Here is a 14,913-nt window from a genome sequence, read left to right as displayed (position 1 = left end):
CTCAAATCCAAATGTTGATCCCGTTCTTGATCTCATAAATCCGAAAGAAATTGTCGTCTTCGGTGTAGCTCTTGATGTATGTGATGCCTACGCAATTGAAGGATTCTTGAAAAGAAAAAAATATAAAATTTATCTTGTTGAAGATGCAGTTAAACCAATATATGAAGATCGTGGAAAGCAACTTATTGAAAAATGGAGATCTGAAGGAGTAGAAATAGTCAAAACAGATGACATTGTTGAAAAAAACATACTGCTTGGAAAATTTGTCGCTGAAAAATAAACTTATCTCCGTTAAATTCATCAGGGGAAGGTTTCCCCTTCCCCTTTTTTGTTATTCTCTTTTTAATTTTTATCTTTATTCTGTCCTCCCCAATTGGAGAGGATTTTTGATTTTTAATCTGGTAACAATAAAAATTTTTCGATAAATGTTTGAATACGTCGGTGTAATTCATGTTCATTCCACCTATTCAGACGGTACAGGAACAATACCCGAAATTGCAAAAGCTGCAAATGAACTTGGACTTGATTTTGTTATGCTGACTGACCACAACACTTTACAGCCAAAGCATGATGGTTACGAGGGATGGTATGGGGAAACAATGCTTATAATTGGATATGAACTTAATGACCCGAATGATAAAAATCATTATCTCGTTTTCAAAGTTGACAAGGTTTTCTATCCAAATAATTCAGCAAAGGAATATGTACGAAAAATTAAAGAACTTAACGGAATTGGAATAATAGCTCACCCTGACGAAAGACGAAATAACTTTCAAGAATATCCACCATATCCATGGAATGAATGGGATGTTGATGAATTTACGGGCATTGAAATATGGAATCACATGTCAGAATGGGTTGAAGGCTTAACACATGAAAATAAATTTCAAAGATTCATTCATCCATTGAAATCTTTGAAAGGTCCTTACCCTGAAACTTTAAAGCGCTGGGATGATATAGCAAGGAGAAGAAAGGTTGTTGGGATCGGTGGAGTTGATGCACATGGACATAAATATAAAATATGGCAATTGTTTGAGGTTGAAATCTTTCCGTATAAAGTTATGTTCAGAGGTATTAGAACACATATACTAATTGATGAACCAATTGATAAAAGTAAAAAGGAAAATTTTGAACTTTACAAACAGAAAATTTTTTCAGCAATTGAAAATGGAAGATGTTTTGTGACATATGCTTATTTTGCAGATCCAAAAGGCTTCAGATTCTTCGCCGAAAGGAATGGGAAGCTCTTCCAAATGGGAGATTACATTGAAATAGATGAGCATCCAATTAAATTAAAGGCAACAACACCACAAAACGCGGAAATAATTCTGCTAAGAAATGGTGAAATAACAACAAAAGTCTATGGAAACGAATTAATATATGAAGTTGGAGAGCCAGGAGCTTACAGAGTTGAAGCCTATTTTGGTGGAAAACCCTGGATTTTTTCAAATCATATAAGAATTGGAAATAAAGGATTGATTTAAAGTGTGTGGGATATTTGGAATTTACGGTCATCCTCAATCTGCGTTGATGACATATTATGGGCTATATGCACTTCAACACAGAGGGCAAGAATCAACAGGTATCGTCACCTGTGAAAAAGATGAAATTACAGGCAAAGCAAGGTTCAACTTTTACAAAGGAATTGGGTTGGTTGCCGATGTTTTTAAAGATGAAAAAATAATCAATGAATATCTCAAAGGAACATCTGCAATTGGACATAATCGCTATTCAACCACTGGCGCATCAAACAAAGCAAATATTCAACCTTTTGTTGTTCACTACAAGGGAGGAAATCTTGCAATTGCACATAACGGAAACTTAACAAATACCCGCTCGCTTAGAAATAAACTCCAATCAGAAGGGACAATCTTCCAATCATCAACCGATACAGAGATCATTTTACATTTAATTGCAAGAAGTCAAAAGGAAGATCAAATTGAGCAAATAAAGGATGCGCTAACTCAAATTGAAGGTGCTTATTCGCTCGTAATTTTAACAGATAACAAACTTATTGCGATCCGTGACCCATATGGTTTCAGACCACTTTCACTTGGAATTATGCCAGATGGAAGTTATGTTGTTGCATCCGAAACATGTGCTTTTGATTTAATCGGAGCAAAGTATATCCGTGATGTCCTCCCTGGCGAAATTCTCGTAATTGATGATGACGCAATAAAAATGGGAGATTTAAAATCATATTGGATTGATAAGAAAGTTGAAAGATGCGCATTCTGCATTTTTGAATTTATTTATTTTTCAAGACCTGATAGTAAAATTTTTGGCGAAAATGTTGATAAAGTAAGAAGAAAGCTTGGGAAATTGCTTGCACATGAACATCCAGCACCTCAATCAACAGATGAAGACAAGGTAATTGTGATAAATGTCCCGGATTCAAGCAACACTGCAACGCTTGGATTTGTAACAGAAAGCAATAAACTTGGAAACAATGTCAAAATTGAGATTGGCTTGATAAGAAGCCATTATGTTGGCAGGACATTTATCCAACCCCAGCAAAATATGAGGGAGTTAAAGGTAAAAGTAAAATTTAACACCGTCAAAGGTGTGCTTGAAAATAGGAGAGTTGTCATAGTTGATGATTCAATCGTTCGTGGGACGACATCAAAAGCGCTTGTGAAACTTATTAAAGAAGCTGGGGCAAGAGAAGTTCATTTCAGAGTCGCTTCCCCACCGATAAAATATCCATGCTATTACGGAATGGATTTCCCAAGTCAGGAAGAACTTATCGCTTCAAGGTTAAATGGAGATATTGAAGCAATAAGAAAAGAGCTTGGGGTTGAAACGCTTGGTTATTTATCCGTTGAAAAACTTCTTGAATCAGCTCCAAAACATTTAAATTTCTGTACCGCATGCTTTACTGGAAATTATCCAACACCCATTGAAGAAAAACCTGAAAAATACGAGCACGAATTAAATATCAAAGAAGCAACCGAAAGATTTGATTGAAATGAATGGAAAATTTTTCAACATATCAAACCTTCTAAGTTTCAGCAGATTTATAATTTTAATCCCCACAATCTATTTTCTAACACTTGAACCCGGTATAATTCTTTTTGATGCATATGGATTTCAACTTTCTTTGAATCGTGCTATATCAATGTTTTTTATGTTTCTGCTTTACCTGAGCGATTTGGCAGATGGATACCTTGCAAGAAAATACAATCAAATTACAGAGTTCGGGAAAATAATTGATCCACTTGCTGACAAAGTTTGCGTTGGTGCGATTGTTCTAAGCTTGGTTCAACAGGGTGATCTACCAGCTTGGTATGTTGGTATAGTGATAGGTCGCGATATATTAATTCTATCTGCAGGGGCTTATTTGAGTTCAAGGATAAAGTTTGTTCTCCCATCAAATAAGATTGGGAAATACACAGTTACATCAATTGCAGCTGTCATCGCCTTTTCAATGCTTAAGGTAAAAGGTTTAATCATGGACCTTTTAATTTCGGTGAGCATTACGATGATTTTTATTTCACTTTATGTTTATGGAAAAAGATTTTTTGAACATTTGAAAAAAGCAAACTCTATTAGAACCTGAAAACAAATTTACACTTTTGGGATGGGGATAATTGATAAACTCAATTTGAAAAAAATTAAAGATGGTTTGACAAAAACACGGAACAATCTACTTGAAAAAATTTCAAATTTATTTAGCACAACAAAAATAATAGATGAAAACTTTTTCGCAAACCTTGAGGAAATTTTAATAACCGCTGATGTTGGGGTTGACATGACAAACATGATAATTTCTGGCTTAAAAGAAAGATTAAAAAAAGAAAGTATTGACGATACGAGAACAATTTTTTCTTTTTTGAAAGATGAACTTAGTAAAATTTTAAACTCAGTTCATACCTTTCAAAACCCCGAGCCATTCGCTATTCCAGAAGGTGTAAAGCCATTTGTCATAATGATAGTCGGAGTTAACGGTGTTGGCAAGACGACCACGATTGGAAAACTTGCTTATAATTATAAATCTCGTGGCAAAAAAGTTTTGATAGGTGCAGCTGATACATTCCGAGCAGCTGCAAACGAACAGCTTGAGATATGGGCTGAAAGAGCCGGTGTTGATATAATTCAGCAACAAAAAGGAGCAGATCCCGGAGCAGTTGCTTTTGACACGCTCAAATCTGCACTTGCACGAAACATTGATGTCGTTCTCATTGACACCGCGGGACGACTTCACACAAAAACAAATTTAATGGAGGAACTTAAAAAAATTAAAAAAGTGATGCAAAAAGTAATACCTGATGCGCCCCACGAAGTTTGGCTTGTCCTTGATGCAACCACTGGTCAAAATGCAATTCAACAGGCAAGATACTTTACCCAGGCTGTTGGTGTAACAGGATTAATAATCACTAAACTTGATGGAACCGCCAAAGGTGGAGTTTTATTTGCAATCGTAAACGAACTTAAAATACCGGTAAAATTTATAGGAGTTGGAGAAGGCATTGACGACCTTCAACCATTTGACCCTGATGCTTTTATTGATGCGATTCTTGAAAAGTAACATCATATAAAAAATTGACAGCTAAAAAGTGGGAAAATTTTCTGATTTTTTCTCTGCTTTTATTTTTCTCACTTCATAGGTTTTATAATCTTGGCTTTAAAGAACTTCAGATGTGGGACGAATCCCTTTATGGGGTTAGAGCAAAAGCTGTTTATTATTTCAACGAATGGCTTGACCAAACAAAACACGCCGTTGGTGGACTTTACTCGTCTTCTCATCCACCTCTTTTTATATGGCTTACGGCGATTTTTTACAAAATTTTTAATATCTCCGAATTTACAACACGATTTTTTTCGGCTTTATTTGGTTCATTAACGGTAGTTTTATCCCAACTAATGGTAAAAAAATTTTTTGATGATATAAACGAGAAAAGATTTTATGCTAAACCAAGTTTTCTAGTTGCCCCATTTCTCGGCTCAATTTACCTTTTCAATTTTTATTCAAGGCAGGCACAGCTTGATATCCCCTATATTTTTCTCATAACGCTCTCAATTTACTTTTATCTCAACTACCTGACGAGCAAAGAATTTCGTTACATTTTTTTCTCTGGAGTTTCTTTTGGTTTATCTCTGATGGTGAAAATTATAGTTGGTTTTTTCGTTCCAATAGCAATTGGACTTTTCTTGATTTTGATGTTTTCATGCAAAAGAATCAAATTAAACGAATTTATATCACAAATTTTCATTCTAACTTTAATCGGTATTACCATTGCCTTACCCTGGCATATTTATATGCTGGCAAAACACGGCGAAGATTTTATAAATACATTCATCAAATTTCACATAGTTGAGAGATTAACAGAAGGGGTTGAGGAAAACATCCCTGAACTTGGTTTCTTCTACATATTAAACCAACTAATAGTTCAATTTCCCCCGTCAATTTTAGTCTTTTTTGATTTCATTGATTTAGTCAAAAATTTCAAACAAGCTGATAAAAGAAAACTATTGCTTCACTCGTGGTTTTGGAGTATGTTTTTTATAACTTCACTTTCAAAAACAAAGATACCAACTTATGTTCTTCCCCTTTTTGTGCCTGCTGTGACAATTGCTGGGGTTTACTTTGTTAAAGCTTTGAAAGAGAAAAATATCGTTTCAATCTCAACCCTTTTAATTTCACTTTTGTGGTCATCAAGCCAAAACTTAAGAGACGCTGTCAAAGAGACAATAAAATTTAAATTTGAATTCGGTTCGCTAAGTATTGCCTTTCTATTTTTAATTGCGATTTTAATTTCCCCTCTTTTTGTAAAACTAATTTTTGAAAAATTTGAGACAAATTCTTATCACGGGCGGTACAAAATGATAAAATTTGCAACAGGACTAACACTATTAACCGGTTTATTCGTGATTCTAAAAACGGAATTTTTCATCAACTATGGCCAATACATTGATGGAGCCCAAAAAATTTGTGATTATGTTGATAGATCAAAAGTTGACACAGTATTCTATTTTTACACAAAACATTCAACAGAGGGTATGAATCCACAACTTACCTTTTATTCATATCGCAAGCTCTCAGGCTCGATAAAATGGATAGAAATCCCAAGAAGCAGGTATGATATTTTGAAAAATTATCGCTCTTCATTAAATAGAACGCTTATCATCATTGAAAAAACAAAAAAAGATTTTGAAGCCACTTCAAAAGAGCTTGAACTAACAAGAAAATTCCTCTTTGAGATCGGATTTGAGGAATCGCTCAATGTGAAAAGATACATACTTTTAAAATGGCGGGACAAGTTTGATTAATGTTGATACCTTGATGTAGCCTTATATTTTTGATAAGCGAAAACCAGGAAAAATTTGCTTTATTTTTGTAAAAATTTTATATTTATTCGGAAGTTTAACAAGCGCCCGTAGCTCAATGGATAGAGCAACGGCCTTCTAAGCCGTGGGTTGCAGGTTCGAGTCCTGCCGGGCGCGCCAAAATCCCCCCCCCCCCCCCCGATCAATTTCCATTAAAACTTGTAAGAAAACATCCACCTCTTGACTTTTAATTTTAATCGTGCTATCTTTTTAATGAAGATAACATCAAATAGAAAACAAAAATTGAGGTTTTACTATGAAGAAACTAATTCTCACCCTTGGAGCGATTCTCTTTTTAACTTCAACCGTTTATCCCTGTTTTGACACTTATCTTTTCTTGAAACGTGCTTCAATGGTTTATCCTTTTAAATCACTTGTGCTTGAGTTAAACGGAGAGTATTCAATTAACAGTTTGAGGTCCCCACAGGATGATTCTTTTCTATCAACTGGCAGTATCTATTATGGGCTTTGGAGAAATTTTTCTTTTCAATTTTCCATCGGCTCTGATGAAAAAGCAAGAAACGAATTTAAAATTGATTATTATGCAATAAGGGGAGTTTATAATCTTTACTCCTCATTTATGAACAGGTATACGCTTGATATCATTTTAGAGCATCGTGGGAAATTAGGTGAAAAAAATAATGAGTTTGAGGTTTCACTTCCCAATATCTTCTATGTTTCAAACTTTGTCTATGTAATTCATCCAAATTTAAGCTATGGGTTTGAAAGTAAAGATTTTACATTGGGAGGTCATGCTGGTGCATTTTATACATTTAACGAAGCTGGTTTAATTGGGCTTGGATTTGAATATGCAAGCGTTCATAGCAGTAGCTACGCTGGACAAAGACTAACAAAAAGTGAATACTCAGCGAGCTTATTTTTCGGAGCCAAAATCGGCGACAAAATTTATCTTCAAAATGAAATAGCCAAGGGTCTTGCAAACTCAAGGGACATCGGATTTGCGATAACGACTAAAATAATTTTGTAAAAACTGTTTTTAAGGGCATGGCTAAAGCCATGCCCTTTTTCATCTCAAAATTTATTTTTAGTTCCCCCCTAAAACCTATCTCCCCACCTTATTGAAACTGTTCTTTTTATTTTTTAACTTATTTAATGTATCCAAACTTAAAAACAGGAGGAAATTATGAACAGAATAGTCATCGCGGGGGTTGTTCTTGCTGTTGTGAGTTTGATAATTGGTTTAATTGGTAAGATTACTGGTCATTCCATTATTTTTGCAAATGCGACATGGCATAACTTTGCTCAGACATGTTTACTGTTTGCCATAGCTTACGGTATAGGAAAACTAGCTGGGGAGAAAGAAAAATAAAGTTAATGTTAAATTTCAATCTCCACCTGACTCATTGATATTAGCTGAACACTGTTTAATCATTTTAAAGCGTTAAGGTAAATGTTAAGGGCGGATTTTTTGCTTATAGGTAAAAATTAACTTGGAACATTTGCGGAAAATAAGTATTTTTAAATGTATTTTAAAAGTTCTTCAAGGTTTTGAACCAAAACAAAAAACAATCCACCTATGAAAATTGCTGTCTGCGTAAATCGGGTTCCAGACACAGAAACAAGGGTAAAAATTGGGGCAGATGGTAAAACAATTGACAAAACAGGGGTTAATTACATTTTAAATCCTTACGATGAATTTGCAGTTGAGGAAGCTTTAAGGGTAAAAGAAAAATTTGGGGGTGAAGTTATTATCATTTCACTTGGTGGAGCTGAAAATGCTGAAGTAATAAGAAAAGCGCTTGCGATGGGTGCTGACAAGGGAATTTTACTGAAAGATGATTCACAGCGAGATACCTTTTCAATTGCAAAGGCACTTTCAGAAGTTTTGAGAGAAATTTCACCAGATATTATTTTCTTTGGGAAACAGTCAATTGATTACGATGATCAAGCAATGCCAAGTTTAGTTGGGGAATTTCTTGGCTTACCTTCAATTACTGTTGTTGTTAAACTTGAGATCAAAGATGATGGAACTGTCATAGCTGAACGAGAGATTGAGGGAGGCAGAGAAAAAGTTCAGGGAAAACTTCCAATAATAATTGGAGCTCAAAGAGGTTTAAACGAGCCAAGATATCCTTCTCTTAAAGGAATAATGGCAGCAAAGAGCAAACCTATTGAAGAAAGAGAAGCGCCGAAGTTTGAAAATAAGACAGAAGTTATTGAAATGTTACTTCCACCGCCGAAAAAACCTGGTAGAATAATTGGAACTGATGCAAGCGCAGTCCCAGAGCTTGTTCGTCTGTTAAAAGAAGAAGCAAAAGTCATTTAAACTTTTTTAAGTTGCAAAATACTTTTTGAATAATTATTTTAAAACAAATTCAAGATGTAAAAAGATGGCAAAAAGAGTTTTAACATTTGCCGAGCAAAGGGAAGGAAAGTTTAAGAAATCAGCTTTTGAGGCAGTAAGAACTGGCAGAAAAATAGCTGATGAGTTATCAGCAGAATTTTATGCACTCGTCATTGGAGATGAAAAAGTTGAAAATATAGCACATGAACTCGGGAATTACGGTGCTGAAAAAGTTTTCATTGTTCAAGATAAAAAACTTGGGGAATATTCTTTAACAGCTTATGCTAAGATCATAGCCGAAGCTATGCAGAAACTTGAAGCGGAATATCTTTTCATGTCCGCAACAGCTATGGGGAAAGAACTTGCACCAAGGGTTGCTGGAAAAATTGATGCCGGTTTTGCGGTTGATTGCACCGAGTTAAAAGTTGAAAATGGAGAAGTTATCGCAACAAGACCTGTTTATGCTGGGAAAGCTTTCATAAGGATAAAAATCAATTCAAATAAAAAAATTTACACTTTAAGACCGAATGTTTTCTCAGCTGGTGAAAGTGACGGCAAGCCAGCGAGCGTTGAAAAACTTGAGATTAACTTAAGCGATGAAGATTTTAAAGTTGTTGCTTTTGAAACATTAGCCTCAACCAAGGGAAAACTTGATGTAACAGAGGCTGACATTGTTGTTTCAGGTGGAAGGGGTTTGAAAGCACCCGAAAATTTTAAACTCATTGAAGAACTTGCTGATGTTCTTGGTGCAGCAGTTGGAGCTTCAAGAGCAGTTGTTGATGCGGGATGGCGACCTCATGATGAACAGGTTGGTCAAACCGGGAAGACAGTCTCACCAAAACTTTATATAGCGATTGGAATTTCCGGAGCAATCCAGCATCTTGCTGGAATGTCTTCTTCAAAGGTGATAGTAGCAATAAATAAAGATAAAGACGCGCCGATATTTCAGGTTGCAGATTATGGGATCGCCGGTGATTTATTTGAAGTTGTTCCCGCTTTGATTGAGGAATTGAAAAAGGTTCTCGGAAAATAAAACTTTAAAAATAAGGAGGTCTGATTTAAAGTGAGAAAAATTCAAGTAGACATAGTTGGTTTATCTGCAACGCCCACTGGACCAAGCTCTTATGCTTTGATCTTGAAAGAGGTTGGAGGAGATAGGAGGTTACCCATAATTATAGGTTCATTTGAGGCACAGGCGATCGCTCTTGAGATGGAGGGAATAAAACCACCACGCCCCCTTACACACGATTTGATAAAGAACATACTTGATGGGCTTGGAGTTACGATACTTGAAGTTGTTGTCACGGACTTAAGAGATGGGACATTTTATGCAAAGATTTACCTTGAATTGAATGGGGCAACATATGAAATTGATTCAAGACCAAGCGATGCGATTGCTGTTGCATTAAGATGTGGGGTTCCAATTTATGTAAATGAGGAAGTTATGGAGGAAGCCAGTTTCGCTCCCGAAGAAGAATCTCAAACTGAAGAAATTGAAGAGGAGGAAGAAAATCCATTAGCTTCTGACGAAGATATTTCTCAACCCCCATCGCCAAAGCGAACGCCAAAGCCAACTTCAAAAGAGGAAAGAATTGCTGAACTTCAAAAACAACTTGAAGAAGCGATAAAAAGAGAAGATTATGAAAGAGCTGCAAAAATTCGGGATGAAATTAGAAGATTAAAAATGGGCGATTGAAAACATTTTGCGAAAATAAATCTGGAGCCACAAATGAAACACTTTTCCCGAATTTTCATTTTGCTAATAATTATGTTCAGCTTTGCAATTTCACAGTCAAATGAAAGATTGAAACAGCTTATTACCGAGGGGGATGAATATTCTGAGAAAAAATTTGACAACTACAAAGCCTTAGAAAAATATCTTGAGGCTTACAAAATTGACCCGAGGAATTATGATGTTCTCTGGAAATTGAGCAAAGTTTATGTTGATATTGGAGAGCATCTCCCAGCCAGAACAAAAGAAGAAAAGCAAAAACAACTTGAGATGTATGAAAAAGCAAAAGAATACGCTGACCTTGCAATTCAGGTAAATCCCAATGGTTCAATGGGTTACACACGCAGAGCAATCGCTTTGGGGAGAATCGCTCTTTTCAAAGGTGTATGGGAATCAATTGATCTTGTGAAAAAAGTAAAAGAAGATTGTGAAAAGGCAATTCAGCTTGACCCGAACAATAGCGTTGCTTACTATGTTCTCGGGAGAACACATGCAAAATTATGTGAAAAGCCAAAATTATTCCGTGCACCGCTTGGACTTGGTTGGGCAAACTATGACGATGCCATAAAAAATTTTGAAAAAGCAATAAGTTTGAGACCAACTTTCATCATGTATCGTCTTGATGCTGCAAAAGCTTACATTGAAGTCAAAAACTATAAAAAGGCGAAAGAACACCTAACGAAAATCGCCGAACTTCCAACTGAAGACGAAGATGACCCACAATTTAGACAGGAAGCTAAAGAGCTTCTGGAAAAGATAAAAGATAAAGCACCATGACCCGAAAGTTTCTTCTAACTGTCACTTTTATTACCCTTTTTATATCATCTTCACTCGCTCAGGAAATTGAATGCAAAGTTACCGTTAATTTTGAACAGTTACCACCGCAAAATAAATCTGATTTATCCGATTTCGCCGAAAAAATTCAGCGTTATATTAACACCTACAAATGGACAGATGTTGACCTCGGTGGTGAAAAAATTCAATGCACCTTGAATATCTTCTTCACATCTGCAAGTGGAAACAACTATCAAGCACAAATTTTCATCGGCTCACAGAGAAAAATTTACGATTCAGATAAAAGCACTGCTCTTCTGAGAATACTTGACGACAAAGTTGATTTTTACTATGATAAAAATGCACCTATGTATCATGATGAATTTCGTTTTGATCCACTTTTGAGTTTGATTGATTTTTACATGTATATTGTCATAGGTTACGATTTTGACACATATGAACCACTTGGTGGAACAGAATTTTTTGAAAAGGCATTCAGGATTTGCACCAATGCGCAATCTTCAAGATATTCAAGAGGTTGGCAAAAAGTCACATCTGGATTTAGCAGATTTAACCTAATAGATGAACTTCTTGACTCTAAATATTCAAATTTCAGAAAAGCAATGTATGATTACCATTACAACGGTCTTGATCTGCTTCAGAAGAAAACAGATGAGGCACTTGCAACGATTGACTCTGTGATTGATGTAATCATAAAGATAAAAAAAGATGTCAACCCCACCTCAACGCTCGTCAAACTTTTCTTTGACGCAAAATATATGGAACTTGCCGAAATTTTCAAGTTATCAAAAAATAAAGAGGCTATTTACAAAAAATTAATTCTCGCAGACCCATCACATCAATCAACCTATCTTGAATATATGAAAGATTAATGATGAAAATTCAATTCATAGGCGCAGTAAGAACAGTTACGGGTTCCATGCACCTTATTGAGGCAAATGGGTTAAAATTCCTGCTTGATTGTGGATTATATCAGGGGAAAAGAGCCGAGGCAAGAGAAAGAAATGAAAAATTTCCATTTGATCCAAAAGAAATTGATTTTATAATTTTATCTCATGCACACATTGATCACAGCGGGAACATACCCCAAATTGTCAAGAAGGGTTTTAGCGGGAAAATCTTTTCAACATCTGCCACCCGTGACCTTGCAAGCATAATGCTTATTGATAGCGGTCACATTCAGGAGAAAGACGCTGAATATCTGAACAAAAAATTGAAAAGCAAAGGGGAACCAGAAATTGAGCCTCTTTATACAGCCAAAGATGCTCTTCGGTCACTTGAACATTTTTTTAGTCTCCCGTATAGAAAAGAAATTAAAATAGCCGATGGAATAAGTTTAATTTTCTATGACGCTGGGCATCTTCTTGGCTCAGCCATAACCGTTCTTAATATAAAAGAAAACGGGGTAAAAGTTCGTCTTGCCTTTACAGGTGATCTTGGACGACCTTACAAACCGATATTGAAAAACCCAGAATTGATAGGTAATGTTGATTTTCTAATTACGGAAAGCACATACGGCGGAACGATACACGAGGAAATTGAAAAAGTTGAACAGAAAATTGCGGAAATTGTAATTAAATCTTATAACCAAAACGGGAAAATTATAATTCCTGCTTTTAGCGTTGATAGAACTCAAGTGTTAATTTATATACTTCATAAGCTTGTCTCATCAAATCAAATCCCCAAAATTCCGATTTTTATTGACAGTCCACTTGCGGTAAATGCAACCGAGATTTATCGTCTTCATCCTGAATGCTTTGATGATGAAATGAAAGAATTGCTTTTAAATGGGAAAGATCCGTTTGACTTTTCAACGCTTCATTATATAACCGATGTTGAGGAATCAAAAAAATTAAATAAATATGAAAAGCCTTGTTTGATTATTTCCGCTTCAGGGATGTGCGAAACAGGGCGGATTCTCCATCACCTTGCAAATAACATTGAAAATCCCAAAAATACAATTTTAATTGTTGGATACATGGCGGAAAATACACTTGGTAGAAAGTTGAAGGATGGAGTTAAAAAAGTCAAAATTTTTGGCGATGAATACGATGTAAACGCAGAGGTTATCTCCATTGATGCTTTAAGTGCCCATGCGGATAGAAACGAACTTCTTGCATATATAAGTCACATTGACAGAAAACATGTAAATGGAATATTTATCGTTCATGGTGAAGAGGAACAATCGTTTAAACTTGCGGATGGTTTGAAAGAGATAGGGTTTGAAAATGTGATCGTCCCCGAAAGAGGTGAAACATTTGAAATATAAATGAATCAAGAAATGGAAAATTTCCGAAGGAAAAGTTTTTGGCTTGAGACAGCTGGTGAATTTAAAGCACAACCCGAATTAGAAGGAAGTTTAAAAGTTGACATCGCAATCATAGGGGGTGGTTTTACAGGTCTTTCAACAGCATTTCATATTAAAAAGATTAATAACTCAATTGATGTCGCAATAGTTGAAGACCAAATCTGTGGTTATGGAGCAAGCGGTAGAAATGCGGGTTTTGGTATGACGCTCTTCGGGTTGACATTTAGTTTAACTGCTTTAAGATTTGGAAAAGAAAAAGCACTTCAAGCACATCATTACATGGAAAAGGCGGTTGATTATTTAAGTGAATTCATAATTACAAACGGAATTGAGTGTGATTACGAAAGACCCGGATTTTTAAGAGTTGCAACATCAAAATTTTATGTGAAAAGGATACAAAGTGAAATAAATCTTATACGTTCGCTTGGCATTGAAGGGATAGAGTGGCTTTCGGAAGAAGAAGTTAAAAAAGAAGTAAATAGCCCTCTATATCTTGGGGCGTGGTGGGAACCAAGATGTGTGCTGCTTAATCCCGTAAAACTTGCATGGGGAATAAGAAAGCTAAACCTTGAACTTGGAGTGAAAATTTTTGAATACTCCTCTGTAAATGAAGTAAATCGCCACAAATCCCATTTCACAATAAAAACAAATAAAGGAATTTTAAAGGCTGAAAAAATTTTATTTGCAACCAACGCATTCTCTCACCTATTCCCGCAGTTGAAGAGAACGCAAGTTCCAGCCTTTACATATATTGTTTTAACAGAACCACTTGATGCAAAATTTTTTGATGAAGTTGGCTGGAAAAATAGACAAGGGATTGAAGATGCAAGAAATCTCGTTCATTACTACAGATTAACCAAAGATAACAGATTGCTTATGGGTGGGGGTGATGTCGGAGTTGGATTCGGAAGAAAAATGCATTATGATGAAAATGAAAGGATCTTTAACGAGTTAAAAAATTATGTCAAGAAGCTCTTTTCTGTCTTAAAAGATGTAAAATTTACACATCAATGGGGTGGACCTGTTTCTGTCCCAATTGATATGGCTCCTATAATTGGAAAAATTGGAGATGAAAGAGCTTACTACAGTTTGGGTTGCGTTGGTCATGGGGTATCGCTGACAAATTTTAACGGGAAACTTCTTGCCGAAATTTTGCTTGAACAAAAGTCTGATTTGACTCAAATGTTTTTTGTAAATCGCAAAGTAATACCTTGGCCCCCTGAACCCATTAGATTTGGCTTAAGCCATTTGATCCGAGGTTATATGAGGCTTGAAGATAAAATCCTTGATAGATAAAGCCTTAACCTTTGACCTTTTCAAAAAGGAAAATCTCTATCCCAAGAAATTTCTTTCTCATGGAAAAATACATTAGATTGCTCAAATTTTTAAAGATAATTTCTTCAAGTTCGGGCTCATGCGATGAAACATACCAAATCCTTTCATACT

At 35.6% G+C, this 14,913-nt stretch carries 15 protein-coding genes and 1 tRNA gene; all 16 read left to right on the top strand.

The window, feature by feature from the left end; all coding sequences use genetic code 11:
- Nucleotides 1-280: cysteine hydrolase family protein (locus AT685_RS08395; RefSeq protein ID WP_159420477.1), on the top strand; the 280-nt coding region annotated here is incomplete at its 5' end.
- A gap of 145 nt (nt 281-425) precedes the next feature.
- Nucleotides 426-1,484 carry a PHP domain-containing protein gene (locus AT685_RS04345; RefSeq protein ID WP_072150533.1) on the top strand — a complete coding sequence of 353 codons (1,059 nt, stop codon included), beginning with the start codon at nt 426-428 and terminating at the stop codon, nt 1,482-1,484.
- A gap of 1 nt (nt 1,485) precedes the next feature.
- Nucleotides 1,486-2,967: an amidophosphoribosyltransferase gene (gene purF / locus AT685_RS04340; RefSeq protein WP_072151703.1), complete on the top strand. Its 1,482-nt coding sequence runs from the start codon at nt 1,486-1,488 to the stop codon at nt 2,965-2,967.
- Nucleotide 2,968: 1 nt separating this feature from the next.
- Nucleotides 2,969-3,559, top strand: a complete 591-nt coding sequence (locus AT685_RS04335; RefSeq protein WP_143713117.1) for a CDP-alcohol phosphatidyltransferase family protein — start codon at nt 2,969-2,971, stop codon at nt 3,557-3,559.
- 21 nt (nt 3,560-3,580) lie between these two features.
- Nucleotides 3,581-4,528, top strand: coding sequence for a signal recognition particle-docking protein FtsY (gene ftsY / locus AT685_RS04330; protein WP_072150530.1), 948 nt, complete (start codon nt 3,581-3,583; stop codon nt 4,526-4,528).
- A gap of 14 nt (nt 4,529-4,542) precedes the next feature.
- A complete protein-coding gene (locus AT685_RS04325) occupies nt 4,543-6,270 on the top strand; it encodes an ArnT family glycosyltransferase (RefSeq protein WP_072151701.1) in 1,728 nt (575 codons plus the stop codon).
- 101 nt (nt 6,271-6,371) lie between these two features.
- Nucleotides 6,372-6,447, top strand: a tRNA-Arg gene (locus tag AT685_RS04320).
- 136 nt (nt 6,448-6,583) lie between these two features.
- Nucleotides 6,584-7,315, top strand: coding sequence for a hypothetical protein (locus tag AT685_RS04315; RefSeq protein ID WP_072151700.1), 732 nt, complete (start codon nt 6,584-6,586; stop codon nt 7,313-7,315).
- A 156-nt stretch (nt 7,316-7,471) separates the two neighbouring features.
- Nucleotides 7,472-7,657 carry a hypothetical protein gene (locus tag AT685_RS04310; protein ID WP_072151699.1) on the top strand — a complete coding sequence of 62 codons (186 nt, stop codon included), beginning with the start codon at nt 7,472-7,474 and terminating at the stop codon, nt 7,655-7,657.
- Nucleotides 7,658-7,864: 207 nt separating this feature from the next.
- Nucleotides 7,865-8,614, top strand: coding sequence for an electron transfer flavoprotein subunit beta/FixA family protein (locus AT685_RS04305; RefSeq protein ID WP_072151698.1), 750 nt, complete (start codon nt 7,865-7,867; stop codon nt 8,612-8,614).
- Nucleotides 8,615-8,678: 64 nt separating this feature from the next.
- The gene (locus AT685_RS04300; protein ID WP_072151697.1) at nt 8,679-9,665 is read left to right on the top strand and encodes an electron transfer flavoprotein subunit alpha/FixB family protein; all 987 of its coding nucleotides are present in this window, start codon (nt 8,679-8,681) and stop codon (nt 9,663-9,665) included.
- Between the two features lie 30 nt (nt 9,666-9,695).
- Complete coding sequence (locus AT685_RS04295; protein WP_072151696.1) at nt 9,696-10,328, top strand: bifunctional nuclease family protein; 633 nt, start codon at nt 9,696-9,698, stop codon at nt 10,326-10,328.
- A gap of 72 nt (nt 10,329-10,400) precedes the next feature.
- Entirely contained in the window at nt 10,401-11,141 is a 741-nt protein-coding gene (locus AT685_RS04290) for a tetratricopeptide repeat protein (protein WP_234696238.1), read from the top strand.
- Nucleotides 11,138-12,031 carry a type IX secretion system protein PorD gene (porD, locus tag AT685_RS04285; protein ID WP_072151694.1) on the top strand — a complete coding sequence of 298 codons (894 nt, stop codon included), beginning with the start codon at nt 11,138-11,140 and terminating at the stop codon, nt 12,029-12,031. Before AT685_RS04290 ends, porD begins: the two co-directional genes overlap by 4 nt.
- Nucleotides 12,031-13,428, top strand: a complete 1,398-nt coding sequence (locus tag AT685_RS04280) for an MBL fold metallo-hydrolase RNA specificity domain-containing protein (RefSeq protein ID WP_234696237.1) — start codon at nt 12,031-12,033, stop codon at nt 13,426-13,428. Before porD ends, AT685_RS04280 begins: the two co-directional genes overlap by 1 nt.
- A 12-nt stretch (nt 13,429-13,440) precedes the next feature.
- Nucleotides 13,441-14,763 carry an NAD(P)/FAD-dependent oxidoreductase gene (locus AT685_RS04275; protein ID WP_234696236.1) on the top strand — a complete coding sequence of 441 codons (1,323 nt, stop codon included), beginning with the start codon at nt 13,441-13,443 and terminating at the stop codon, nt 14,761-14,763.
- The last annotated feature ends 150 nt before the right edge of the window (nt 14,764-14,913 follow it).

Origin of the sequence: Candidatus Kryptobacter tengchongensis (assembly GCF_001458555.1) — a bacterium.
In the GTDB taxonomy this organism is placed as follows: domain Bacteria; phylum Bacteroidota; class Ignavibacteria; order Kryptoniales; family Kryptoniaceae; genus Kryptonium; species Kryptonium tengchongense.
This window is presented reverse-complemented; position numbering and strand designations above follow the sequence as displayed.